The organism is Streptosporangium sp. NPDC000509 (assembly GCF_042898365.1).
In the GTDB taxonomy this organism is placed as follows: Bacteria; Actinomycetota; Actinomycetes; order Streptosporangiales; family Streptosporangiaceae; genus Streptosporangium.
The window spans coordinates 43,323-68,867 of record NZ_JBIAYX010000022.1; the positions used below are offsets into that span (position 1 = coordinate 43,323).

A 25,545-nucleotide genomic window follows, 5' to 3' on the forward strand; every position below is an offset into this window, starting at 1 on the left:
TGCAGGGGCAGCCGGGGACGCCATCCCGTGACGGAGCGGAAGGCCGTGGCGTCCACCGCCACGCTGGCGAAGTCGGTGCGCGGGGCGTCGGCAGGCGGCGGAACGGAGACCACCGGCACGGGAGGCCGCCCGGTGTGCGCGGACGCCAGCTCGGCGATGGTCCTGAAGACCTTGCCGATCGGCTCGCTACGGCCACGCCCGAGCAGCCAGTGACGGCCGGTCAGGGAGTCTGCGTGATCAAGCGCCGTTACGAAGGCGTCGGCCACATCGCGGACGTGGAGCAGGTCCCTTTCCACCGTCCCGTCGTGCCACATGTCGATCGATTCGTCGGCCAGGGCTCGCCGCGCCATCGTCGCCAGGACCCCCCGGTCGGCGCCGCCGCCGAACACCGTGGGCAGTCGCAGGGAGAGCCCCCGGACGACGCCCGCGCGCGAGGCCCGCTTCAGCAGGTTCTCCGCCGCCTGCTTCTGGCGGTCGTAGACGGTCTGGGGGCGATCGGGCTCGGTGCCGTCGATAGGCGTCTTGAACACCAGGCCCACCTGGGAGACGGAACCGGCGAAGGCGACCGCGGGGGGACGCCGCCGGGGGGATGCCCGGAGGCAGTCGAGGAGATCGCGCATCACGCCCACGTTGACCCGGGCGCTCGCGAAGGGGTCGGCGCCGCGCCAGCCCGCGGTGTCGAGCACGAGATTGACCACCGCGTCCGCCCCGGCCACCGCGGCCGAGAGGTGACCGGGGACGGTCAGGTCGGCCGCGCGCGTCTCGAAGTCGGCCCGACCCGTCGACGGCACCGCCGCAGGCCTGCGCGCGACGGCCCGCACGGTGACGGGACGTTCGGCGAGAGCCGCCAGCACCGCGGAACCCACGAACCCGGAGGCGCCGAGCACCGTGATCAGCGGCCGGGTCATCTGTCGCTCCGGTAGAGCGCCTGCCAGTAGTACGGCCACGGGACCGTCCGGCCCTCGGCGACGCAGCGCCAGTCGTCACCGGGCAGATAGGCGGCGACGAACCTACGCGACTGGGACTCGACCGCCCGGTTGTCGTGAATATCAATGATGTCGCGCAGGAGTCCTGTCCGCAGCGCCAGGGTGACCAGCTCGTTCCCCTGGGAGTGGCCGTCCAGGTTTTTGTCCATATACTTCCCGACCGGATTGTTCACGTAGAGATGGCGGCAGCTTTCCGCGATTCGGGCGAGATACGCGTGCACCGTCTCCGCGTTCATCTCCGCGAATGAGTCGATATTGACACACAGCTCAAAGCGGTGGTCGCGAAACAGGGCGGTCACGTCATCCACGGAATGGAAATGGACCTTCGCGAACTGCCTGTCGTCCAGAACGGCGCGTAGGTAGCCGCGGGACAACGGCAGCAAATCATCCAGGTCGACGATGTGGTAGCCGGCGACATCGTGATTGGACAGCATCGCGTGGCAGGTCCGGCCGTAACCCGCGCCGATCTCCACGACCGTCGCGCCGTCCAGCTCGGTACCGGCCGAGATGAACTCCACCTCGAACACGGCCTGCAGGTAGTCCAGGCAGATCGTCTCGCCGTCGTACCTGATGGCGATGGGGTTGCCCAGCTCCCGGTTGCGGATTCTGCGGAGCCTCGTCCAGTTGGCCGCGCTCAGCTCGGAGCTCAAGGAGTGAATCAAAGTCTTCAAATATCGCACGCCATTGACTCGCGGATCCCAAAGTGCGAGTTTGAAGTTCACCTCGTTCGACTTGAAGTTGGTGAGATCGGCTACCGCCTCTTTCGTCATCCGGGTTCTTCCGTACCGCTCCCAAAGCGGACTCCGGTCATACATGTTGTCCATGGCCATCCTCGTAGGGGTCGCGAGAAAACGATAGCAAAGAATGCAGTCAAGACCGGTGGGCGAGTTGCATACTAGATGTTCCACTAGATGTTTCCGGTGCCATTGATCTGGATTTTCGTCGACCGTAGAGTGAGTAGTCATTAGGTCGGATGACATTGTTTTGGCTTTATGATTGGAGCTCAATGCCAAGCACGGTCTTGGTCATCGGCGGCGGTCCTGCCGGCTCCACGGCGGCGGCCCTGCTGGCCAGAGCGGGTCTGTCTGTGCACCTGCTGGAGAGGGAGACGTTTCCCCGCTACCACATCGGCGAATCCATCGCGTCCTCGTGCCGGACGATCGTCGACTACGTGGGCGCGTTGGACGAGGTGAACGCCCGCGGCTACACCGAGAAGACCGGCGTGCTGCTGCGCTGGGGCAAGGAAGACTGGGCGATCGACTGGGCGAAGATCTTCGGCACGGGTGTGCGCTCCTGGCAGGTCGATCGCGATGAATTCGATCATGTCCTGCTGAACAACGCGGTGAAGCAGGGCGCCGAGGTGGTCCAGGGCGCCGAGGTGAAGAAGGTGCTGTTCGACGGCGACCGGGCCGTGGGCGCCGAATGGGTCGATCCGGTCTCCGGCGAGTCGCGCATCGGCGCGTACGACTTCATCGTGGACGCGTCGGGTCGGGCCGGGCTGATCCCCTCGCAGCACTTCAAGCACCGCCGCCCGACGGAAACGTTCAGGAACGTCGCCATCTGGGGCTACTGGCAGGGCGGCTCGCTGCTCCCCGGATCCCCGTCGGGCGGCATCAACGTCATCTCCGCCCCCGACGGCTGGTATTGGGTCATTCCGCTGCGCGGCGACAGGTACAGCGTGGGGTTCGTCTGCCACCAGAGGCGGTTCCTGGAACGGCGCAGGGAACACGAGTCGCTGGAGGCGATGCTGGCGTCGCTGATAGAGGAGTCCCCGTCGGTGCGCGGCCTGCTCGAAAACGGGACCTATCAGCCCGGTGTCCGCGTCGAGCAGGACTTCTCCTACGTCTCCGACTCCTTCTGCGGTCCCGGATACTTCGCCGCGGGCGACAGCGCCTGCTTTCTCGATCCGCTGCTGTCCACCGGGGTGCATCTGGCGCTCTACAGCGGCATGCTGGCCGCGGCCTCGATCCTGGCCACCGTCGAGGGCGAGGTCGGCGAGGAAGAGGCACGCGCTTTTTATGAGTCCCTGTACCGCAACGCCTACGACCGGTTGTTCACCCTCGTCGCCGGCGTCTACCAGCAGCAGGCGGGCAAGGAGGCGTACTTCGGCCTGGCCGACGCGCTGGTGAACGAGAGGGGTGAGATCGAGTACGAGAAGGTGGACGGGGCCAGAGCCTTCGCCCAGCTCGTCGCCGGAATCGCGGACATGGACGACGCCATGGAAGGCAGACACGAGAGCCAGGCCGACTCCTCCACGCACGCCGACAACTCGGTCAACCAGCTCTTCCTGGCGGCGGAACAGGCCAGGCTCATGGCCACGGGCAACACGCCGAAGGCTCCTGTGAGTGAGGCGCCGGGCAAGCTCGACGCCCACGACCTGTTCGACTCCGTCACCGGCCTGTACCTGAGAACCGTCCCCACACTGGGCATCGGCCGGACCCGCTGAACGAGGAATTCGTATGCTGAATCGACGGCGTTTCGTCACCCTCGGCGCCACCGCGCTGGGTGGTGCCGCGGTCCTGCCGCTCACCGGGGACCTGCTGTCCCCGCCACCACCCATCGCGAACGCACATCACGCCGGCCACGGGGGGAGTGCCGCGGCGGTGGACGCCACCAACGTGACGTTCACCCCGTTCACTCAGCGGATGCCCGTGCCCGCGACGCTCAGGCCGTCCCACAAGACCGCGGACACCGACATCTACACGCTGCCCGTCAGGGCCGCCGAGGCGGAACTCGTCCCGGGTCTGCGCACCCCTGTGCTCACCTACGGCGGCCAGTTCGTCGGCCCGACCATCCGGGCCAGGACAGGCCGCCGGACGCGGGTGACCTTCACGAACGAGCTGGACCGGCCGACCAACGTGCACCTGCACGGCGGCCACGTCTCGCCGGAGAACGACGGCCACCCCATGGACCTCATCCCGCCCGGGCAGGCGAGGGCCTACGAATATCCGAACGCGCAGCGTGCCGCGACATTGTGGTACCACGACCACACACATGGGCTGGAAGCCGACCACATCTACCGCGGCCTGCACGGCTTCTACCTGATCGAGGACAGGGCCGAGCGGCGGTTCAACCTGCCCGACGGCGCGTACGACGTGCCCATCATGCTGCGCAACGCGCAGTTCGACGAGGACGGCGCCCTGGTCTTCGGCCACCCCGACAACCGGACCACCATCCTGGTGAACGGCAAGGCGCAGCCGTACTTGCCGGTCGCCGCGCGCAGGTACCGGTTCCGGCTGCTGAACTCCGCCCTCAAGCACGTCTTCCGGCTGAACATGGGCGGCGTGCCGATGACGAAGATCGCAACCGACGGAGGGCTCCTGCCCGCACCGGTGGAGCGGACGGAACTGGAGGTCTCCTCGGGCGAGCGAGTGGAGATCGTCGTGGACTTCGCCCCCCACCTGGGACACGGCCCGCTATATCTGTACGACGGGGAGAACCCGATCCTGCGCTTCGACGTGTCGCGGGCGCACGGCCGCTCCGACCACAGCGACGTGCCCGACAACCTGGTTCCGCTGCCGGCGCTCGCCGCCGCCACCGTCGAACGCACGATGGTCATGAGCATGGACATGTCGGTCAGGCCCCCCATCGGCCTGATCAACGGCAGGCCGTTCGACCCCTACAGGGTGGACACACAGATCAAGCAGGGCGCCACGGAGATCTGGAACATCGTCAACGCCGACGTGTCCCCGTTTCCCTTCGATCACCCCTTCCACACCCACCTGCTGCAGTTCCAGGTGATCGGCAGGAACGACGGCCCGCCGCTGCCCGAGGACGCGGGTCTCAAGGACACCGTCTACGTGTCACCGATGGGGTCGGTGCGCATCCAGATGACCTTCGACACCCCTTACCTGGGCCGTTACATGTACCACTGCCATTTCCCCGAGCATTCCGCGCTCGGAATGATGGCCCAGATGGAGATCATCCCCTGAGGAGACGGACTCGTGCGCACACCAGGTATCTTCATCGGCGCGCTTGGGACCTTCATACCCCCGACCGTGAGCGTGGAGTGGGCCGTCGCGAACGGCCACTATCCCTCCGAGGACGTCGAGATGCACGAACTCGGCGGGACCGCGATCGCCGGTGAGATCCCACCCCCGGAGATGGCCCTGCGCGCCGCGCACCAGGCGGTCAAGCGATGGGGCGGTTCACCTCTGGGGTTCGACCTTCTCCTGTACGCCAGCACCTGGCACCAGGGGCCGGACGGCTGGCCGCCACACTCCTACCTCCAGCGGCACCTGGTGGGCGGCGACCTGCTCGCACTGGAGATACGGCAGGGCTGCAACGGCATGATGGCCGCGATGGAACTCGCGGCCGGCTGCCTGCTGGCCGTACCGGAGCGCAACAGCGCGCTGCTCGTCGCCGCGGACAACTACGGCACGCCGCTGATCAACCGCTGGCGGATGGGGCCCGGATTCATCGGCGGTGACGCCGCCTCAGCCCTCGTGCTGACCAAGGGAGGGGGGTTCGCGAGGCTTCGCTCGGTGTGCTCCAAGACGATCCCCGAGGCCGAGGCGCTGCACCGCGGTGACGAGCCGTTGTTCCCGCCAAGCATCACCCGCGGGCGGCCCACGGACTTCAGCGCCAGGATCGGCCAGCAGTTCGCCACTCAGAGCCCGGCGGCGGCGGCCATGGCCACGATGCCCGAGCAGATGACGGCCCTGATCGGCCGGGCGCTCGAGGAGTCGGGCATTCAGATGGGCGACATCGCCCGGGTGGCTTTCATGAACTACTCCAAGGAGGTCGTCGAGCAGCGCGTCATGGCCGCGTGGGACCTGCCGATGGACCGTTCGACCTGGGAGTTCGGCCGCGCCATCGGACACTGCGGGGCGAGCGACCACATTCTCTCCTTCGAGCATCTGGTCCGCACCGGCGAACTGAAGCCGGGAGAGCACATGCTGATGCTCGGAACCGCGCCAGGCCTCGTCCTGTCCTGCGCGATCGTCCAGGTCCTGGAGCAGACCGCGTGGGCCTAGAAAATCGACAGCAGAGGACGTCCGTGAAGCCCACCTCGCTCCAGCCGCCTCCGGCGGCTCACCAACCGCTCGCCGTGATCGGCATCGGCTGCCGTTTCCCAGGAGACGTCAACTCGCCCGACGCGTTCTGGGACCTGCTGACCCGTGGCGAGACCACCGTGGGAGAGGTGCCGGAAGGCCGCTGGGACGCCTACGGGGACCTTGGGCCCGAGTTCGAGACCATGCTGCGGCGGGTCATCAGGGCGGGCAACTTCCTGAGCGGGATCGACGGCTTCGACGCGGAGTTCTTCGGTATCTCCCCGCGAGAGGCCGAACTGATGGACCCGCAGCAGCGGATCTTCCTTGAGGTGGCCTGGCAGGCGCTGGAGCACGCGGGCATCCCGCCCCGCGCACTGGCCGGCACCGACACGGGCGTCTTCGCGGGCATCTGCACCTATGACTACGGCGGCCGGCAGATGGAGGACCTGCCGAGCCTCGACGCCTGGACCGGCATCGGCTCCGCGAACTGCGCGGTCTCCAACCGCGTCTCGCATGCCCTGGACCTGCGCGGGCCGAGCATGACGGTGGACACGGCGTGCTCCGCCTCGCTGGTGGCCCTGCACCTCGCGGCGCAGAGCCTGCGTCTGGGGGAGAGCACCGTGGCGCTCGCCGGCGGCGTCAACCTGCTCGTCTCCCCCGGACAGTCGCTCACGCTCGACGCCGCGGGAGCGCTCGCCCCTGACGGGCGCAGCAAGTCGTTCGACGCCTCCGCCGACGGCTACGGTCGTGGCGAAGGCTGCGGCGTCGTGGTGCTGAAGCTCCTGGCCGATGCCGAGCGCGACGGTGACCGGGTGCTGGCCGTACTGCGCGGCAGCGCGGTCAACCAGGACGGCAGGACCAACGGGATCATGGCGCCGTGCGGCCAGGCGCAGGAACATGTCATGACGGGCGCGTTGCGGGCTGCCGGGATCGAGCCGGGTACGGTGGACTACATCGAGGCCCACGGGACGGGAACCCCGCTCGGCGATCCGATGGAAGCGGCGGCGATCGGCGCCGTCTACGGCGTGGGCCAGACGGATCCCTGCCTGGTCGGCTCGGTGAAGTCCAACATCGGCCACCTGGAGGGCGCGGCCGGCGTCGCCGGTGTCATCAAGGCGGTCCTGGCGCTGGACCGCGCCGAGATCCCGTCCACCGTGCTGGCCACCGGGATCAACTCGGCGATCGAGTGGGATCGGCTGGGGCTGGAGCTGGTGACCGGCCAGACCCCGTGGCCCGAGCGCGGCCACCCGCGCCGTGCGGGCGTGTCCGGCTTCGGGTACGGCGGGACCGTCGCGCACGTATTGTTGGAGCAGGCCCCGGCCCGGGTGACGCCACAGCGAGAGGACACGCGCGAAGTCGAGACGCTCTTTCCTCTCTCGGCCGCGTCGCCGTCCGCGCTCCCCGCCATGGCCGAGGCCCTGGCCGACCAGATCGAGCAGGGTGGGGACCTGGCCTCCATCGGGCACACACTGGCCCTGCGCCGCTCGCACCTGGCCGAGCGAGCGGTGGTGGTGGCCGCCGGTCGCGGCGAACTCGTCGGGGGACTGCGCGCGCTGGCCGCGGGGGAGTCCACGGACGGTGTCGTCGCGGGTTCACCTGCCGGGGAGGACACCAGGCTGGTCTGGGTCTTCTCGGGGCACGGCTCCCAGTGGCCGGGCATGGGCCGCGATCTGCTGGCCGAGCCGGCGTTCGAGCAGGTGATCGAGGCTCTGGAGCCCATCTACCGCAAGGAGATCGGGTTCTCCCCGAGGCAGGTGCTGCTGGAGGACGCGCTCGACGACGTCGACCGCGTCCAGACCATGATCTTCGCGATGCAGCTCGGGCTCGCAGCGCTCTGGCGTTCTCGCGGGGTGAGCCCGGACGCCGTCATCGGGCATTCCGTCGGCGAGATCGCGGCGGCCGTCGTCGCGGGGGTCCTGACGCTGGAGGAAGGGGCCCGGTTGATCTGTCGGCGTTCGGCGCTCCTGCGCCGGGTCTCCGGCAAGGGGGCGATGGCGATGGTCACGCTGCCGTTCGCGGAGGCCGCCGCGCGACTGGGCGACCGGACGGACGTGGTGGCGGGGATCGCCTCCTCGCCCCACTCCACGGTGGTGTCCGGTGACCGGGACGCGATCGAGGCGCTGATCGAGCAGTGGCCGGGAGAGGGCGTCGGGGTCCGACGCGTCTCCTCCGACGTGGCCTTCCACAGCCCGCACATGGACCCGCTGCTTCACGACCTCGCGACCGCGGCGGCCGACCTCACGCCGAAGCAGACCCGTATTCCGATCTACACCACCGCCCTGGACGATCCGCGCGCGGCGATGACGGCCGACAGCGCCTACTGGGCGGCGAACCTTCGCAACCCGGTGCGCTTGGCCGCCGCCGTCGGCGAGGCCGTCGCCGACGGCCACCGCGCCTTCCTTGAGATCTCCCCGCATCCGGTGGTGACGCACTCCATCCACGAGACGCTGGCCGAGCTCGGTGTGGAGGACGCCTTCGTCGGCTCGACTCTGCGCAGGCACACGCCGGAAGCCCGTGCCTTCCTCACCGCCGTGGCCAAGGCCCACTGCGGCGGGATCGCAGTCGACTGGCGGGTGCTGCACCCGAAGGGCGAGCCGGCCACGCTGCCGGTCTATCCGTGGCGGCACCGCACGCACTGGCACCGGCCGGGTCCGCGGACGCGGGTGAGGGGCCGAGGCCACAGCGTGGCCTCGGCCAGCCTGCTGGGCACCAGAACCAGCATCGCCGGAAGCCCACTGATGGTGTGGCAGACCGCGCTCGACGACGCGAGCCGCCCGTATCCGGGCAGCCATGCGCTGAACGGCGTGGAGATCGTTCCCGCCGCGGTGTTCGCCGTCACCTTCCTCGACGTGGCCGCGCGCGACGGCCGATCGCCGGTGCTGGCCGAGCTCGCGATGCGCCACCCGCTGATCACGGCCGACCTCAGGGAGGTCCAGGTCGTCCACGACGGCCATGCCGTACGACTGGCGTCACGCATGGCCGGTGACGACGGCGGGGAGGATCCCAGCTGGCTCGTCCACGCCGAGGCCAGGGTCGGTGAGCAACCCGTGCACGCGCCCGGTTCGCTGGTGGACGCCGCGGAGTATCGCCTGGAACCGGCCGACCCCGGCCTGGTGCGCCGGGCGTTGTCCGAGGTCGGCGTGCCGTCGACCGGTTTCGAATGGACCATCGAGAGTTTGCTGTCGGGCAACGGTGTCCTGCGAACACGCGTGCGCTTCGCCGACGCGAGCACCTGGGCGCCGGCGCTGGACGCGGTGATGTCCATAGCCCCGGTCGCCTTCCCGGGGGTCCGGCTGCTGCGAATGGCGGTCCACATCGAAGAGATGGTCACGGCCGGCGCGCCGCCGGAGACCGCGACCATCGAGGTGGTGCTCGACGAGGACCGGCCCGACGCGGTCGACGCCGTGGTCGCCGACGAGGCGGGGCATGTGCTCGCGAGCGTGGTCGGCCTGCGCTACCAGGTGATCGACGCGCCCGCGTCGTCCGAGGACGGCCACGGGGCGGCCGAGGAGGCCGTGCCGTTCGCCGACCTGCCGCCCGAGCGGCTGCGCGAGCACGTGCTGGAGGAGGTACGCGCCCAGATCGCGACGGAGATGCGGCTGTCCGCCGCGGATCTGCATCTCCGGCGCCCACTCGCCGAGCAGGGACTCGACTCGGTCATGACGGTGGTGATCCGCCGGAGGCTGGAGAAACGCCTGGGGCAGAGCCTGCCGGCCACCCTGTTCTGGCAGCGGCCCACGGTCCAGGGCATCGCCGACTATCTGACCGGGCTGCTGGCGGAGGTCTGACGGCAGCAGAAGATAATTTCCCGAAAAATAAGCGCTTTCGGTTATTGGAAGACGGTGAAATCAGTGACGTCCGGATCTGTCCGTCGGGCCGGAGGACGAGAGTAGGGAAATTATGAATCTGAATTTGGTAGCTTTGCGAAGAATCCAGATCGCCGACACCACTGGAGCCTACGTGAAACAGCCTGCCACTGTCGGCCCGTCCGTCGGAGTCGACTCGTGAAGGCGCTTGTGCTGGCGGGCGGAATCGGCTCACGATTACGTCCGATCACGCACACATTCGCCAAACAACTTCTCCCCATCGCCAACAAACCCGTGTTGTTTTACGGTCTCGAATCGATCCGCGACGCGGGCATCCGTGAGGTGGGAATCGTCATCGGCGACACCACGGGGAAAGAGATCGAGGCGGCGGTCGGCGACGGCTCGGCGTTCGGGCTGGAGGTGACCTACATCTTCCAGTCCGAGCCGCGCGGGCTGGCGCACGCCGTGGTCATCTCACGCGAGTACCTGGCGGATGACGACTTCGTCATGTACCTGGGTGACAACTTCGTCATCGGCGGCATCAACGATTTCGTGGACCGTTTCCGTCGCGAAGGCCCGCGTGCGCAGGTCATGCTGACGAAGGTGACCGACCCGCAGGCGTTCGGGGTGGCGGAACTGGGCGAGGACGGCGCCGTCGTCGGCGTCGAGGAGAAGCCCCGGCATCCCAAGGGCGACCTGGCCCTCATCGGCGTTTACGCCTTCGACTCGACCGTGCACCAGGCGGTCGTGGAGATCACGCCGTCCTGGCGGAACGAGCTGGAGATCACCGACGCGATCCAGTGGCTGATCGATCACGGCCACCGGGTCGATTCGGTGGTCACCTCGGGTTACTGGCGCGACGCCGGCAGCGTCCAGGACATCCTTGCGGTGAACAGGTTCGTCCTGGAGGGCATCGAGCCCGCGGTGACGGGCGAGGTGGACACGGCCAGCGAGCTGATCGGCCACGTCGTCGTGGAAGCGGGCGCCGTCGTCACCGACTCCAAGATCGTTGGCCCGGTCGTCCTCGGCGCCGGATCGGTGGTCCACGGCTCCTTCGTAGGGCCGTTCACCTCCATCGACCGGGACTGCGTGGTGATCGACAGTGAGATCGAGCACTCGATCGTGCTGCGCGGCGCCCACATCGAGAGCGTCGCCCGCCTGGAGCGGTCACTCATCGGCAGGGAGACGCGGGTGGTCGCCACCCAGGACGTCTCCAAGACCCACAGGTTCGTCTTGGGCGACCACAGCGACGTGCAGGTGGGCCACTGATGCCCCGTCTTCTCGTCACCGGTGGCGCCGGCTTCGTGGGCTCGCACTACGTCCGCGCGCTGCTGTCCGGCGCCTATCCGGCCTGGCGAGGGGCCGAGGTGACGGTCCTCGACCTGCTGACCTACGCCGGCAACCTGGCCAACCTGGAACCGGTCAAGGATCGACTGGTCTTCGTGCGGGGCGACATCTGCGACGAGGACCTGCTCGCCGACCTCGTGCCCGGCCACGACATCGTGATCAACTTCGCCGCCGAGTCGCACGTCGACAGGTCGATCGCCGACTCCGCCGCGTTCGTGCGCACCAATGTGCTGGGCGTTCAGTGCCTCCTGAAGGCGTGTCTGAACGCGGGGGGCACCCGCGTCGTTCAGGTCTCCACCGACGAGGTCTACGGCAGCATCGAGACCGGTTCGTGGGACGAGGACAGCCCGCTGGCACCCAACTCTCCCTATTCGGCGGCCAAGGCCGGTGGCGACCTGATCGCCCGCGCGTACTTCCGCACCCATGGGCTGCCGGTCAGCATCACCCGCTGCGGCAACAACTACGGCCCGTACCAGTATCCAGAGAAGATCATTCCATTGTTCGCCACCCGGCTCCTGCGAGGCCTGAAGGTGCCCCTCTACGGAGACGGCGCCAACGTCCGTGACTGGATCCATGTGGACGACCATTGCCGTGGCATTCAACTTGTCGCCGAGCGCGGCGAGCCGGGGGAGGTCTACCACATCGCGGGTACCGCCGAGCTGACCAACATCGAGCTTACCCGGCGGCTGCTTGACGCCTGCGGAGTCGGCTGGGACCGGGTCGAGCGCGTCCAGGACCGAAAGGGACACGACCGCCGATATTCACTGTCGGACGCCAAACTGCGGCGGCTGGGATACGAGCCGCGCGTCGCCTTCGAGGACGGTCTGATCGAGACCGTCCGCTGGTACGAAGCCCACCGTGACTCGTGGGAACCGCTCAAGCAATCGCGCGCCGTCGCGTAGCCCGAGGAGGCTGGATGACCCACTGTTTGGTGACCGGGGGAGCCGGTTTCATCGGTTCCCACCTGGCTGAGCGTCTGCTCGAGAACGGTCACACGGTCACCGTTCTCGACGATCTCAGCGGGGGCAGCGAAAGCCGTGTTCCGGCGGGGGCGGAACTGGTCGTCGGTTCCGTGACCGACGCCGCGCTCGTGGACACCCTGTTCCACGAGCGCCGCTTCGACCGGGTGTTTCACTTCGCCGCGTTCGCCGCCGAGGCGATCAGCCACTCGGTCAAGAGCCTCAACTACGGAACGAACGTGATGGGCAGCATCACCCTGATCAACGCCGCACTGCAGACGGGGGTGTCGTTCTTCTGCTTCGCCTCGTCGGTAGCGGTGTACGGCCACGGCCAGACCCCCATGCGGGAGTCCTCGGTCCCGGTGCCGGTGGACAGCTATGGCAACGCCAAGCACGTCATCGAGCGCGAGCTTGAGATCACGATGCGGATGCAGGGGCTTCCGTTCACCGCCTTCCGCATGCACAACGTGTACGGCGAGTGGCAGAACATGCGCGACCCCTACCGCAACGCGGTGGCCATCTTCTTCAACCAGATCATGCGCGGTGAGCCGATCACGGTGTACGGCGACGGCGGCCAGGTGCGGGCCTTCACCTACATCCGGGACGTGGTGGACGTGGTGAGCCGGGCCCCCGAGACCGAGGGCGCCCGGGGACGGGTGCTCAATGTGGGATCGGCGAGCACCAACACCGTGCTGGAGCTGGCGCTGGCCGTGCGGTCGGCCGCCGGGGTGCCCGAGCATCCCATCGCCCACCTGCCGTCCAGGAACGAGGTGACGGTGGCCTACACCGCCACGGAGGAGGCGCGCTCCATCTTCGGGAACTGGGCGGACACGCCTTTGGCCGAAGGGCTCGCGCGGACCGCGAAATGGGCGGCATCCGTCGGTCCGGCGGAACTGCAGTCGTCGTTCGCCCTGGAAATCGGCGGCGACCGGGTTCCGGAATGGGCGCGGCTCGTAGAGAAGAGACTGGAAAACACCGACACTCTGCACCGGGCGAACCGATAAGGATTGTGATGGACGCCGAGGAAATTCAGCGCCGTGTGCGCGAGCTGGAGCCATGGGTCAACGGATTTGAATACAGCGGGGTGCGTTATGCCGAAGGATCTTCCCACGACTATCTGCTGAGCCAGGACCCGGAGCAGCGGGCCGAGGCATTCTTCGCCGCTTTTCCCCGGGCCGGCAGAATTCTCGAACTCGGCGCGTTGGAAGGGGCCGACACCGTGGCGCTGGCACGGCGCCCGGGAACCTCCGTCCTGGCGCTGGAAGGGCGCCGGGAGAACCTGAGCCGCGCCGAGTTCGTGGTGGAGGTCTTCGGCCTGACCAACGTGGAGCTCAGGCTCGCCGATGTCGAGAGCCTCGACTTCGCCGAGCTCGGCGCGTTCGACGTGGTGCTGTGTGCGGGGCTGATGTACCACGTCCAGGAACCGTGGACCCTGCTGGAGAACATCGCGAGCGTCGCCGGCGGCCTGTACCTCTCGACCCACTACTGGGGCGCTTCCGAGGGGCTGGACGCGCTGGCCGGGTACGCGGTCAAGAACGTCCGCGAGGGACACCCCGAACCCCAGGCCCGCGGGCTCAGCGTGGACGTGCGCTGGCTGGATCGCCCGTCGCTCTTCGCGGCGTTGAAGAACGCGGGCTTCACCGAGATCGAGGTCCTGCACGAGCGGGTGTCGGCGGAGGTGTGCGACATCGTCGCCGCGTGCAGGAAGGAGCCGGTCCAGTGAGCCAGGTGGCGCGGGACCATCGTGATCGAGTTCACGACCCCTTGGTGGCCCGATGAAGAGCCTGGAAGGCGCCCGCGCGGTCGTCACGGGCGGGGCCGGTTTCATCGGTTCCCATCTCTGCGAGGCACTCGTCGCGCAGGGCTGCTCCGTGATCTGTGTGGACAACATGTGTACCGGTGAGCCGGGCAACCTGGCGGGCGTGGAGCGGTCGCCGCGCTTCCACCTGATCCGCCACGACGTGACCGAGCCGTTCACCGTGGACGGGCCGGTCGACTACGTCGTCCATCTGGCCTCGCCGGCGTCGCCGCTGGACTACCTGCGCATGCCGCTGGAGACGCTGCGGGTGGGGTCGGCGGGAACGGAGAACGCGCTGCGGGTGGCCGCCGCGCACAGGGCGCGCTTCGTCCTCGCCTCCACCTCGGAGGTGTACGGCGATCCCGCCCAGCACCCCCAGCCGGAGTCCTACTGGGGCAATGTGAACCCTGTGGGTCCGCGAGCGGTGTACGACGAGTCCAAGCGCTACGCCGAGGCGCTGACGGCCGCCTATCGGCGGACGCTCGGCGCCGACACGGCCATCGCCCGGCTGTTCAACAGCTTCGGGCCGAGGATGCGCCGCAACGACGGCCGCGTCGTGCCGACCTTCATCGACCAGGCCCTGGCCGGTGAGCCGCTGACCATCAACGGCTCCGGCGAGCAGACCAGATCCCTGTGCTACGTGGACGACACGGTCAAGGGGCTGCTTGCCCTGATGTGCAGCACGGTACCCGGGCCGGTGAACATCGGCGCCACCCAGGAGCTCACCGTGAGGGAGATCGCCGAACTGATCGCCGCTGAGGCCGGGGCCGAACTCCGCACGGTCTCCCAGCAGTTGCCGACAGACGAGCCGAACCGGCGTTGTCCCGACATCGAGCTGGCCAGGGCACTTCTCGGTTGGAAGCCAGAGATATCCGTCTCCGAAGGATTGCGGCGAACCTTCGGCTGGTGGGCCACCGCGTATCCGCAGGGAGGGCGGATTTGACGAAGGCAGTGAGAGGGGCCGTACGAGGGTCGTCGAAGCGGGCGCGAAAGGCGGAGAAACGGTGACTCGGCCGCGGATCCTGATCTCCGGGAACTTTCACTGGCAGGCCGGATTCAGCCAGACCGTGGCCGCCTACGTGCGCGCGGCCGACGAGGCCGGCTGCGACATCCGGATCAGCGGTCCGCTGTCGCGGATGGACGACGAGGTTCCGAGGCACCTGCCGGTGGAGCGTGACGTGCGCTGGTGCACGCATCTGGTCCTCATGTTCGAGGCCCGGCAATTCCTGTCCGCAGAGCAGATCGAGATAGCCTGCTCGGTCCCCAGGGACCGGCGGCTGATCATCGACTTCGACGGGCACTGGGGCATCGCCGACGGCGTCCAGGTGGAGGCGCGCAAATACTCGGCCGAGAGCTGGCAGGTGCTCTACTCCACGCTGAGCGACCTGATCCTGCAGCCCAAGGTGGCCGGACCGCTGCCCCCCGGCGCGGAGTTCTTCAAGTGCTTCGGGCTGCCCCCGGTGCGGCACCCGTTGGACCCGGACCGCAAGCCCGACTACGACCTGCAGTACATCGGCAGCAACTGGGGCCGCTGGCAACCGCTGGCCGATGTCATGGCGGCGGCGAAGCGGGCGGAGCCGCCGCTGAAGTCGCTGCGGGTCTGCGGCCGCTGGTGGGACGGTGACACCTGCCCGGGCTTCGAGGAGATCACCCTCAGCGAGCCCGGCTGGCTGCGCGGGCAAGGTGTCGAGGTCCATCCGCCCGTGCCCTTCGGGCACGTCATCGAGGAGATGGGACGGTCACTGATCTCCCCGATCCTCGTCAGCTCGCTGGTGAGCGGTACCGGCCTCCTCACCGCCCGGCTGTTCGAGACCCTTGCGTCGGGAAGCCTTCCCGTAGTCCCGCCCGAGGCGGAGTTCATGGTCTCGGTATACGGCGACGCCGCCGAGCACCTGAGGCTCGGCTCCGATCCCGCCACCGCGCTCGCCCGCATGAGCGTGGACTACGAGCGCCATGCGCGCATCGTGGGCGACATCCAGGACAGGCTCCGTGAAGCGTACGGCTACCCGCGGCTGCTCAAAGATCTGCTGGCGTTCTTCCACTGAGGAAATCGCGATGGAACGGCTCGGCCCGGCACGTGTTTCCTGTGGGACAGGGCCGCCTCTTCCTTCGCGCGGATCGGCCAGGACGGTCCTGCGGCAGTCTCGCCCGGTGATCTTCAGCTCGCGGATTCATGAGGTTGGGACGCCGTAATCGCCGCCTCATGCCTGTTTCCCCTCCGCGCTACGCTCTCCTTCCGGTGCGAGATGGCCGGAAGGTCGTGCCGCTCCGTCACCTCGTGCCAGAGCTCGTGGACCGAGTCGCGCAGCGTCCTACGCGGTGTCCAGCCGAGCAGGTCACGCGCGGGCCGGGGGTCCACCCGTGTCCAGTCGTCGGTGTCCGCGGACAGGTCCGGGGCAGGACGCTCGACCACGGTGGCCGGCACCCCGCTCACCTCGATGAGCATGTTGACCAGCGTACGAACCGGGACGGCCTCGCCGCGGCCGATGGCGATCGGGGTGTGCCGACCGGTGATCCGCGTCGCGGCGCGGACCGCGTCGGAGACATCCCGGACATCCACATAGTCCCGGCGGGCGTGCAGCGCGGTCAGCTCGATCATCGCGGTCTCGCCGCGGCGGGCCGCGGCGGCCAAGCGGTCGGCCACACGGCCGAGCAGGCTCGCCGGCGGTGCACCCGGGCCGGCGACGTTGGCCAGCCGCAGCACCACCGCGTCCACGGTCCCGACCGCAGCGGCCGACAGCACCGCCTCGGTCGCGGCCGACTTGAACCGGTCATAGTCGGAGGCGGGGCCGGGCGATCGCTGGGTGGACTCGGTGCCGTCCGGCACGACGTGCCCGTACTCCAGCACCGAGCCAAGGTGCACCAGCCGGGGCACCAACCGGGTTTTTGCCAGTGCCGCCAGGATGTGCCGGGTCGCCCCGACACAGCTGGCCTCCAGCTCGCGGCCGGTCAGGCCCCACTTGCCGCCGGTCGCGTTGATCACCGTGTCCGGATGCTCGGCGGCCAGTACGGCCGCCAGTTCGCCGGTCGGTGTTTCGGAGACGTCGACGGCCCTGAACCGGTACCCGGGAGCGGACCGGGCCGCGTTCCTCGCCACGACGAGCACGTCCCGTCCCTCCGCGACGAGGTCCTTGCATATCTGGCGCCCTAGGAATCCGGTGCCGCCGACCACGACGATGCGACCCTCACTCACCCTTGCCTCCTGATCGGCTCTCCGTTCCTGACGGGAGGTCGCTGACCCGTCTGCGGCGTCAACGCCCGCTCCCGAACCTGGTCGACCGGCCCGGCCGGTGTGCGGCTCCGCTCAGCCCGGGTCGAACGCCTAGGGCGCGGGCCGCCCGCTCCACAGACCGTTGTCCGCCCGGATCCCCAGGCGGAGCGGGAGATCAGCGGCACTCCGGACCGATCGGCCGGCGGTTCATGCGGCGGGCTCCTCGCCGCGCCGCAGAATGAGGAAGCAGACCCCGTCCTCGTTGACGAACTCGTCCAGCAACGGTGTCAGTCCGGCCTCCATGGCGATCTTGGCGATCAGGTCGACTCCGTGCCAGGCCAGGAAGCCCTTGAACTCGAATGGATTCGCCTGCTGGTAGCGCTCCGCGTAGAAGTGGAAGAAGCTCTGGGTCGACGCGCCGAGGTCGAGGAAGTTGACACCGAAGTGGCCGCCGGGGCGCAGGATCCGGGCGATCTGCCGGAAGTAGAGGTAGATCTCGAAGACGTTGAGGTGGATGAAGACGTTAAGGGAGAACCCCGCGTCGAAGCTCGTCGACGGAAGTGTCGCGAGGAAGTCGTTCTGGATGTGGTGGTAGTCGACGTTGGTGTGTTCCCGGCAGGTGAGGCGTGCCTTGGCCAGGAACGACCGGCTCACGTCGGTACACACCAGCCGCCCCACCTGAGGGGCGACCACGTTGGCCATGATTCCCTCACCGCTGCCGATCTCGAAGATCTCCGAGTCCGGGGTCAGCCGCAGCCGTTGGGCGATCCAGTTCGCCCGGTCGACGCGGTCGCGCAGATACTCCTCGCGAGCCTGGGTGCCCGCCAGTTGCACCTGCATCTCCTCCGGGGAGTTCCACTCCCATATCAGGTTGAGGTCACCCATGCTCTGCAGCGGCGGTTTCGCCTTGACGGTCGCCGCGCCTTCCGTGTTGTTCATACGGTCTCCCTCGTGGTTTCTCGTGTGATGTCCTGGCGGCGTGGACGACCCGGACGTCGCCGGTCCGGTGACCGTCACCGGCCAGCCACCAGACCGGCGACGTCGTCGGCGGTCAACTCGCCGGTGCGGGCCAGGGTGGTAAGCAGGTCGGCGACCTGTGCGGCGGTCGGCGCGGCGGCCATGGACCGGCTCAGCTCGACCGCGCGACGCCGGTATTTGTGGTCGAACAGCACTTCGGCGAGAGCCTTGTCGATCGCCTCACTGTCGATCAGAAGGCCGGGCAGCGTCTTGGTCGCGCCTTGCGGGTCGATCCGCCTGCCGTAGATCTGCGCGTCGTAGTTCAGGGCCAGGGACAGCTGCGGGACGCCCATCGCGAGGCCGTTCATCAGGCAGTTGGCACTGCCGTGGTGAATGATCAGGTCGCAGCCGGGCAGGATCAGTTCCAACGGGCAGTTACGCAGCACCCGCACGTTCGGGGGCAGGGAACCCAGACCGTCCACCTCGGCCACCGCGGCGGTGAGCACCACCTCGGCAGCCAGTTGGGCGGCGGACTCGACGGCGTGGCGGAGCGCGGGCAGCCGCTCGCCGAACACCCCGGTCGCGGAGTTCCCCCACACCACGCAGACGCGTTTTCCCTTGACCGGCCCAAGCAGCCACGGATCCACGTCCTGGGATCCGTTGTACGGCTGGTACCTGATGGGAATCCGCAGCGCGTCGCCCATCGGGGGAACGGCCACGTCCGGCGACGGATCCACCGCGTACCCGATATCGCGGCGTGTCCAGTTCACGCCGTACTTCGCAAAGCAGGACAGGGGATCGGAGGACACCAGGTCGAGGCCGGGTTCGGTCTCCACGGTGCCGATGAAGCCCGGCCCGTAGTACACGCTCGGCACCTCGTACAGCGCGCCGATCAGCGCGCCCTCGGACGCCATGAGGTCGTGCACCACCAGGTCGGGGCGCCAGGAAGCGGCGAAGTCGACGGCGTTGTCGTAGCTACGCTGGACCGCGGCGATGGTCTTCTTCCAGAAGTCGCTGAGCGTGCCGGTGTCGAAGTCGCGTACGGAGTCCAGCGCCTGGCCGGTGAACGGGTGCAGTGGCAGCGGCATTTCGCCGCTCTGCGGCGGGGTGTTGATCGCCTGGACCCAGTACGCCAGCCGGGCACTCTCCATCATGTCGGCCGCGTCGAGCACCGACACCGGCATCAACCCCGTGGAGATGACTCCCTGCACCTGCTGCGGCGGGCAGGCGACCCGAACCTCGTGTCCGGCGGCCCGGAACGCCCAGGCCAGCGGGATCATGCACATGTAGTGCCCGGCCCAGTTGGACACGGTGAACAGAATCCGCATCGAAATCTCCCCTACTTACCGCTCGCTTGATGTCGATGACCGGGCTCTCCGCGAGAGTACCGGGAAAAGGTTCATGATTTCCCTATAAATAGCGCCCGCCGGCCAGATCGTCGCAGATCGATTCTGGCCGCAATCCGGTGACATCGGCGGATCCGTGCTATCTCGCGGATTTATCGAATTCTCTAGGGATTCCTTGAGATTCGCATCGCTACCATGCTTATGTGCGGATCCTGATGGCGTCTTCCTCGGGAGCGGCCTCCGACGCCGTCATCACGGGCATCGGGTCAGAGCAGGTCGCGGCCGTCGCGGTGGACGAGACGGGCTTCTCGAAGAAGCCGCTGGACGGTACCGACGACGAAGAGATTCTCGCCGAGGGCGACCGCCGGGCCCGGCGACGGGACACCGAGATCAAGGCCATTCGCTTCTACCACGATCTCGCCGTTATCGAAAAAGGGCGAACCACGGGGGAGCCAAGCCCTCGCGGGGGCCGTGGTGGAGTGGGGGCGGACTCGCCTCTCTGTAGGCGGGGACCCGATAGTGCTATGGAATTTCGGAAATCTACCGTGCGAGGAAACCATGGACACAGGCGCCGAACTTTATCTCGACCTGATGAAGAAGACGCTGACGAACACCATCTATCAGGACGCGCCGCTTCCCATGGGGCAGCAGCAGGCCAACGGCTACAAGGATTCGCTGCGGGAAAAAGGCAAGGACTGGCCCTCGGTCGCGCACACCATGGTCGGCAGGATTCGGCTCGACCACCTGGAGCGCTGCATGCGACAGGTCGTCGAAGACGAGGTGCCGGGCGATTTCATCGAAACCGGAGTGTGGCGTGGCGGTGTGTGCATCTTCATGCGTTCCTTCCTGCGCGCGAACAACATCACCGACCGGCGCGTATGGGTGGCCGACTCCTTCCAGGGCATCCCGCGGACCGACCGCTCCAGCCATCCGCTGGACGTGGAACTCGGGCTGCACAACGAGAACTCGGTGCTGGGGGTGTCCATCGAGCAGGTGCGGCAGAACTTCGAGCGGTACGACCTGCTGGACGATCAAGTCGTCTTCCTGGAGGGCTGGTTCAGGGACAGCCTGCCGACCGCGCCGGTGCGCTCCCTCGCCGTGCTGCGCCTGGATGGAGACCTGTACGAGTCCACGATGGACGCGCTGGTCAACCTGTATCCCAAGCTTTCGGTCGGGGGTTTCGTCATCGTGGACGACCACATCCTGCCCGGTTGCCGAGCGGCCATCAGGGAGTTCCGGGAGGCCAACGGGATCACCGACACGATCGAGCACATCGACTGGACGTCGATCGGGTGGCGACGTACCGGCTGAGGACATGACCGCCGATGTACCGCGACATCGCTTTCCTGTAGACGGCGGTCAATGCTCAGGGGGCCACCTGCCGAATCGGGTACCACGCTCCGTCGGCCCCCTGATGCCGTAGGCGCCTGCCCGGCGGATCCCGCTACCTGGTCATGACGATCCTTCGTCGACCAGGTTCGTCGGATCCAGCGAATTCATGAACGAACGCAGGGCGCCGAGGTGGGCGGCCGGCTTGTCCCAGCCCAGCTCGGCGCACCAGGCGATCAGCTCGGTCAGCTCCCCGGTGGCGCGCGCCTTCTCCTCGTCGGTGAGGCTGGCGACCGACAGTTCCCGCGGCCACTGCACGACGTTGGCCAGGTCGATGTCCAGTCCCTCCGCGCGAGCGAATTCGAGCAGGTTTCGCAGGTCCCACAGGTTGTCCCGCTGCGGCGATACCTGGAGCCAGACGTCCACCTGGGTCTTGAGCCTGTGCACGTTGTCCACGAACACCTGCCACTTCCCGCCGGTCCTGATCCGCTCGAACACCTCGCCCACACCGTCGCAGGACGCACCGATGCCGACGCTCTTGAAGTGTGGGAAGAGGCCGATCGCGTTGTCGGGGGACACCGTGAGGTTGGAGTTGTAGGCCACGTCGACATTGCCCGCGTTCCCGGTTTCCACGAGGAGTTCGAGCAACGCGTAATGGCCCGGCTGCATGAAGGGCTCGCCGCCCGCGAAGTACAGTCGCCGGATCAGGTGCGCGTTCGCCCGCAGTGTCCGCCACAGATCCTCGTCGGCGCGGTAGGGGTCGATCACCGCGGAGGACCATGATGGCCGCTGCTTGGCGCCCCACGCCGAGCTCACCGGATAGGTGCACATGACGCACCGCAGGTTGCAGGTGTTGCCGAACCTGATGTCGAGGAAATACGGGAAGTCCTCGACGGTGCCGTCCTGGGCGGTGCGGGCGGCGAGAGTGTCGAGCTCATGTTCGAATCGCTGATTGATGTTCTGCCGATAGGACTGGGCGCCGTGGTCTTCCCGGAAATAGCAGTATTTGCATGCGTCGACGCGCCGACCGCTCAGCATCGCCAGCCGGGTCCGTTTCATGTTGGGACTGTTGAACGCCTCCTGAAGTCCCATCACCCGATCCGGGTTGTCCTTGGCGTATCGCGAATCAGGCGAACAGCCGATCGCGTCGTCGTTCAGCTGGAAGACGGGCTCCTCCTGCTGGTCGTACAACTCGTTGTGGTACATCGCGTTGTCGACGCAGCAGCGGCCGTAGACGCCGTCGATGGAGGCGCAGAGATGGATCCACGGCAGGACGCACAAGGTCTTGTCCGTGGCGCCGTCACCGTTGACTTCGGTACTCATGGAAACGCCCCTCGGCTCACCATCGCCAGTACTCTTCATGCGGAACCCGGAATGTGGCGAGCTCCGGCTTGCGCGCCCAGTGCCGTAAGGAGTGGGCGGGGCGGTAGTCGAACGGTTCCTCGCCGCGGAATCGCGATTCGGCCGCACGCATCCGAACGCAGGAGCGCAGGACCTGTTGCTTGAGGCCGACGTAGTCCTCGGTGTGCGGGCCCAGTTGCCACTCCACCTCGGCGGGCCGGAACTCGAAGTAGACGACGCGGCGTTGCTTGCCGACCACGGCGGGGGCGCCGTGCAGGGTGAGGATGTTGTGCAGCAGCACATCCCCCGGCCGCATCACGGCGGGCACCGCACCGGTGGTGTCCCACTCGCTGGCGTTGAGCCGATCCGCGGTGGTCCGGATCCGCTCGTCGTCCCAGTAGTTGGATTCCGGGATGCACCAGACGCAGTTGTCCTCCGGGGCAGGGTCGAGATAGATCCCGGCGTCGATGACGCGACCCGCTCCGGTGACGCCGACCGCGTCGGCGTACAACCCGGCGTCGCGATGCCAGGCGAGCCGGGGAGCCCCTGCCGGGGTTTTGAAGACCATACTGTCCCAGGTCGGGATGAGGTTGGGGCCGACGAGCTGTTCCATGATTTGTAGTAGCAAAGGGTGACCGGCCAGCATGGCGATCGGGCGGGCCTTGTCCACCACGTATTCGATCCGTACCGGCGCGGCGCCCGGCAGGTGCGGCTCCAGGGTCCAGACGGTGTCGTCCATGGACCGCGTCGACCACGCCCGGTCGATCAGCGTCTTCCCGGCCTGCTGTACGTCGGCGAGTTCCTCCTGCGTGAGCAGCCCGCGAACGGCGAGCACTCCCTGCCGGCGGAAGGCGGTGACGTGCTCGGGCAACAGTCCGGTCCGCCGGATGTCACATTCGGGAACCCTGCTGTCGGTGCGTACCTTAGTGACAGGATTCATAACCTGGACCCCTTTCGTTCGTCGGTGGTGAATTCGGACCAGCGCAGTCCGCCACGAAGTACCAGTCCCGCTCCAACGCCCTCGCGAACGACGCGCGATCCATCGCGGGCTGCCCGGCCAGCCAGGCCGGCAGGGTGAACACCCGGTACCCCAGCCCGTCGACCAGCAACGACCAGAGATCGTCCGTTGTCGTGCCGTACTCGCGCATCACATGGTCGCCGCCGTGTTCGAAAACGATCACCGGCTTGTCGCGGCGCAGTGAGCGGCGCGCACCTCGCAGAGCCAGCACCTCGCCTCCCTCGACGTCGAGCTTGACCAGGTCGATGCGCACATCGGGCGGGATGACGTCATCCAGACGCACGGTGTCGACGGTGATCTCGCGCAGGGTCTCCATCGGCCGGTCGTAGGGGCGTCTGTGCAGGCCGCTGTAGCCCGGGTTGGAGACCACGTGCACGAAGCTCTGCGAGCCCGTGACGTCGGCGGCGGCGGCCCTGATCACCGCGACCGAAGGCAACCTGGCCGCCAACTCGTCGGCGAAGGCGGGCAGCGGTTCGATCGCGAAGTGCCTGCCCTCGGGCGCCACCCGCACCAGGTGCTGGGTGATCTCGCCGACGCCCGCGCCGAGGTCGACGCACCCGGCGGTCGTGGTGCAGACCTTTTCGATGATCTGGACGGTGAGCCGGTCGTACTCGTCGTTGCGGTCGAGGGGGTCGATCACCCGCTGCCCGCTCACGTCGAGGGCTCCTCGCCGTGATTCCGGGGCGGTGGTGGGGGTGATGTCCGGATCACGGGCTCCACCGGCCGGCTTCTTCCGATGCCGAGCCGGGGGCTGGTCATCAGGTACAGGCCGGTGTCCGGGTCGAACAGCTCATGTCCGTCGAGCCTGTTGAGCGCCTCGCTGACCGGGGATTTGGGGGTGTGCGTCTCGGCCATCCTGCGGGCCTGCTCGGCGGCGACGAACAGGCGGTCGACGGAGTTGTCCGCGTCGTCGTCGGGCATCCGTGGCTCGGGAGCGCGGCCGGCCACGGCGTCGCCCATGTCGGCGAGCCCGGCGATCAGCTGAGCGAAGGCCCTGGCGCCGTCCACCTTTTCGTAGTCGGTCTCGGCGTGCTCGCCGACAAGCCTGTCGGCCAGGGCGAAGTAGTTGTCCTTGCCCGCTTGCTGCTGGTAGACGGCCGCGACCAGTGTGAACAGGCGCTCGAAGGCGTTGCGGTAGAGCGTCTCGTAGAACGCGCGGGCCTGCTCCTCATCGACGTCGCCGTTGACGGTGGCCAGAATGGCCGCCGCGGAGAGCATGCCGCTGTAGAGCGCGAGGTGTACGCCGGTGGACAGCAGCGGGTCCAGGAAGCACGCGCTGTCGCCCGCGGCGAAGTAACCCGGGCCGCAGAATCTGTCGGCGACGTAGGAGAAGTCCCGCTCGACCCGGACACCCGGCTGGTAGGTCCCGTTCGCGAGCAGACCGCGCACCGACGGAGACTCCTCGACCAGCGAGGCCAGCATCGCTTCCAGGGACGCGTGCCCCGAACGACGCTCAAGGAACCGCGTCTGGTGGCAGACGAATCCGACGCTGTAGCGGTTGTCGCGCAGCGGGATCACCCAGTACCAGCCGTCCGGGGCCGAGATGACGTTGATCCCGCCCTTCGGCGAACTGGGAAGCAGAGATCCTCCCTGCCAGTAGCCCCAGATGGCGACGTTCCTGAACGCCTCGTTCGCTCGCCGGTGCTTGAAATGCCGGGCGGGAATCAGACCGGTCCGGCCGGAGGCGTCGACGACGAAGTCGAAATGGCTGGTGCGCAGCTCGCCGGTGTGCGACTCGGACCACTCCGCGGCCACGGCGCGGTCGCCCTCGAAGACCACGCGCTTCACCTCGGCGCCCTCAACGACCCGGGCGCCCTGTTTGGCGGCGTTGGTCAGTAGTACCTGGTCGAAGTCGTCGCGGTCGACCTGCCAGGACCGCACGCCGGGGCCGAAGATCTCGGACCAGTCGATGGCCCAGTCCTCCCTGCCCCATCGCAGCAACACGCCGTTCTTCTCGGTGTAGCCGCGGGCGTCGACCTCGTCCAGCGCGCCGACGAAATCGACGATCGTCCGGCACGACGACGCGATGGACTCGCCGATGTGGTAGCGAGGAAAGTTCTCCTTCTCCAGCAGCGTCACGGACAGGCCCGCACGTGCGAGCAGTGCCGCCGCGGTCGACCCGGCCGGACCGCCACCGATGACCAGGACTTTGGTGACCATGAATCTCCTCGTCGAGAGGCGGGATAATTTACCGAACCACACCCTACGGCGGGCAGAAAATGGCGTTCAACAATTCGGGGGAATGTCTAGTGGGAGCGTTAGTGGAGCGTTCGCGCACCGGGCGATTTTCTGTCGTGATCGCTGTCGTTCCGGAATAAACGAGCGAGGAATGTCGATGGGCCGCACGTACGCCCAGGGCTCGTTGAGGGAATGGAACAACGGTACGGTGGTGACCGAAGAGGTGGTCGCCGGCCTGTCGAAAAGTCAGGTCCGTGGGCGTGAATTCCAGGCCG

20 protein-coding genes and 1 pseudogene are annotated in these 25,545 nt (G+C 67.8%); 11 read left to right on the top strand and 10 right to left on the bottom strand.

From position 1 onward, the window contains the following. Positions 1-2 precede the first annotated feature (2 nt). Together ACFY3D_RS32940 and ACFY3D_RS32945 are read right to left on the bottom strand one after the other, a co-directional pair. Positions 3-908: pseudogene (locus ACFY3D_RS32940) on the bottom strand (NAD-dependent epimerase/dehydratase family protein); the annotation flags it as partial. Then, a complete protein-coding gene (locus ACFY3D_RS32945; RefSeq protein ID WP_389986826.1) occupies positions 905-1,810 on the bottom strand; it encodes a putative sugar O-methyltransferase in 906 nt (301 codons plus the stop codon). The pseudogene ACFY3D_RS32940 and the gene ACFY3D_RS32945, both read right to left, overlap by 4 nt. Positions 1,811-1,992: 182 nt before the next feature. Here ACFY3D_RS32945 and ACFY3D_RS32950 point away from each other — a divergent pair, with 182 nt between their 5' ends. The 10 genes from ACFY3D_RS32950 (at position 1,993) to ACFY3D_RS32995 (ending at position 15,935) form a co-directional block, all read left to right on the top strand. Continuing rightward, on the top strand, positions 1,993-3,432 hold the full coding sequence (locus tag ACFY3D_RS32950; RefSeq protein ID WP_389986829.1) for an NAD(P)/FAD-dependent oxidoreductase: 1,440 nt from the start codon (positions 1,993-1,995) through the stop codon (positions 3,430-3,432). Between the two features lie 13 nt (positions 3,433-3,445). Next, positions 3,446-4,918, top strand: coding sequence for a multicopper oxidase family protein (locus tag ACFY3D_RS32955; protein WP_389986832.1), 1,473 nt, complete (start codon positions 3,446-3,448; stop codon positions 4,916-4,918). 12 nt (positions 4,919-4,930) lie between these two features. Beyond that, positions 4,931-5,962, top strand: coding sequence for a ketoacyl-ACP synthase III family protein (locus tag ACFY3D_RS32960; RefSeq protein WP_389986835.1), 1,032 nt, complete (start codon positions 4,931-4,933; stop codon positions 5,960-5,962). Positions 5,963-5,985: 23 nt separating this feature from the next. Next, positions 5,986-9,768, top strand: a complete 3,783-nt coding sequence (locus tag ACFY3D_RS32965) for a type I polyketide synthase (protein ID WP_389986838.1) — start codon at positions 5,986-5,988, stop codon at positions 9,766-9,768. A gap of 228 nt (positions 9,769-9,996) precedes the next feature. Then, entirely contained in the window at positions 9,997-11,055 is a 1,059-nt protein-coding gene (locus tag ACFY3D_RS32970) for a glucose-1-phosphate thymidylyltransferase (RefSeq protein ID WP_389987020.1), read from the top strand. Beyond that, positions 11,055-12,035 (top strand): dTDP-glucose 4,6-dehydratase, encoded by a 981-nt coding sequence (rfbB, locus tag ACFY3D_RS32975; protein WP_389986841.1) that lies wholly within the window; start codon positions 11,055-11,057, stop codon positions 12,033-12,035. The genes ACFY3D_RS32970 and rfbB overlap by 1 nt, the downstream gene beginning before the upstream one ends. A gap of 14 nt (positions 12,036-12,049) precedes the next feature. Next, complete coding sequence (locus ACFY3D_RS32980; RefSeq protein ID WP_389986844.1) at positions 12,050-13,096, top strand: NAD-dependent epimerase/dehydratase family protein; 1,047 nt, start codon at positions 12,050-12,052, stop codon at positions 13,094-13,096. 8 nt (positions 13,097-13,104) lie between these two features. After that, on the top strand, positions 13,105-13,815 hold the full coding sequence (locus tag ACFY3D_RS32985) for a class I SAM-dependent methyltransferase (protein WP_389986847.1): 711 nt from the start codon (positions 13,105-13,107) through the stop codon (positions 13,813-13,815). 52 nt (positions 13,816-13,867) lie between these two features. Next, the gene (locus ACFY3D_RS32990; protein ID WP_389986850.1) at positions 13,868-14,833 is read left to right on the top strand and encodes an NAD-dependent epimerase/dehydratase family protein; all 966 of its coding nucleotides are present in this window, start codon (positions 13,868-13,870) and stop codon (positions 14,831-14,833) included. 61 nt (positions 14,834-14,894) lie between these two features. After that, positions 14,895-15,935 (top strand): hypothetical protein, encoded by a 1,041-nt coding sequence (locus tag ACFY3D_RS32995; RefSeq protein WP_389986853.1) that lies wholly within the window; start codon positions 14,895-14,897, stop codon positions 15,933-15,935. 113 nt (positions 15,936-16,048) lie between these two features. On the opposite strand, the gene ACFY3D_RS33000 is transcribed toward ACFY3D_RS32995, so the two are convergent. The 4 genes from ACFY3D_RS33000 to ACFY3D_RS33015 form a co-directional block, all read right to left on the bottom strand. After that, positions 16,049-17,083, bottom strand: coding sequence for an NAD-dependent epimerase/dehydratase family protein (locus ACFY3D_RS33000; RefSeq protein WP_389986856.1), 1,035 nt, complete (start codon positions 17,081-17,083; stop codon positions 16,049-16,051). A gap of 225 nt (positions 17,084-17,308) precedes the next feature. Continuing rightward, a complete protein-coding gene (locus ACFY3D_RS33005) occupies positions 17,309-18,040 on the bottom strand; it encodes a class I SAM-dependent methyltransferase (protein WP_389986859.1) in 732 nt (243 codons plus the stop codon). Between the two features lie 74 nt (positions 18,041-18,114). Beyond that, positions 18,115-19,386 (bottom strand): nucleotide disphospho-sugar-binding domain-containing protein, encoded by a 1,272-nt coding sequence (locus ACFY3D_RS33010; RefSeq protein WP_389986862.1) that lies wholly within the window; start codon positions 19,384-19,386, stop codon positions 18,115-18,117. 284 nt (positions 19,387-19,670) lie between these two features. After that, a complete protein-coding gene (locus ACFY3D_RS33015; protein WP_389986865.1) occupies positions 19,671-19,817 on the bottom strand; it encodes a hypothetical protein in 147 nt (48 codons plus the stop codon). A gap of 145 nt (positions 19,818-19,962) precedes the next feature. Between ACFY3D_RS33015 and ACFY3D_RS33020 the strand changes: the two genes are divergently transcribed. Further along, a complete protein-coding gene (locus ACFY3D_RS33020) occupies positions 19,963-20,715 on the top strand; it encodes a TylF/MycF family methyltransferase (RefSeq protein ID WP_389986868.1) in 753 nt (250 codons plus the stop codon). 141 nt (positions 20,716-20,856) lie between these two features. Here the strand turns inward: ACFY3D_RS33020 and ACFY3D_RS33025 are convergent, their stop codons facing one another. From ACFY3D_RS33025 to ACFY3D_RS33040, 4 genes are read right to left on the bottom strand one after another with little or no spacing between them, the layout of a single operon-like run. Beyond that, positions 20,857-22,056: a twitch domain-containing radical SAM protein gene (locus ACFY3D_RS33025; RefSeq protein WP_389986872.1), complete on the bottom strand. Its 1,200-nt coding sequence runs from the start codon at positions 22,054-22,056 to the stop codon at positions 20,857-20,859. 16 nt (positions 22,057-22,072) lie between these two features. Then, positions 22,073-23,014, bottom strand: coding sequence for a phytanoyl-CoA dioxygenase family protein (locus ACFY3D_RS33030; RefSeq protein WP_389986875.1), 942 nt, complete (start codon positions 23,012-23,014; stop codon positions 22,073-22,075). Beyond that, positions 22,998-23,747, bottom strand: coding sequence for an FkbM family methyltransferase (locus ACFY3D_RS33035; RefSeq protein WP_389986878.1), 750 nt, complete (start codon positions 23,745-23,747; stop codon positions 22,998-23,000). The genes ACFY3D_RS33030 and ACFY3D_RS33035 overlap by 17 nt, the downstream gene beginning before the upstream one ends. Then, positions 23,744-25,252: an NAD(P)/FAD-dependent oxidoreductase gene (locus ACFY3D_RS33040; RefSeq protein WP_389986881.1), complete on the bottom strand. Its 1,509-nt coding sequence runs from the start codon at positions 25,250-25,252 to the stop codon at positions 23,744-23,746. The genes ACFY3D_RS33035 and ACFY3D_RS33040 overlap by 4 nt, the downstream gene beginning before the upstream one ends. Between the last annotated feature and the right edge of the window lie 293 nt (positions 25,253-25,545).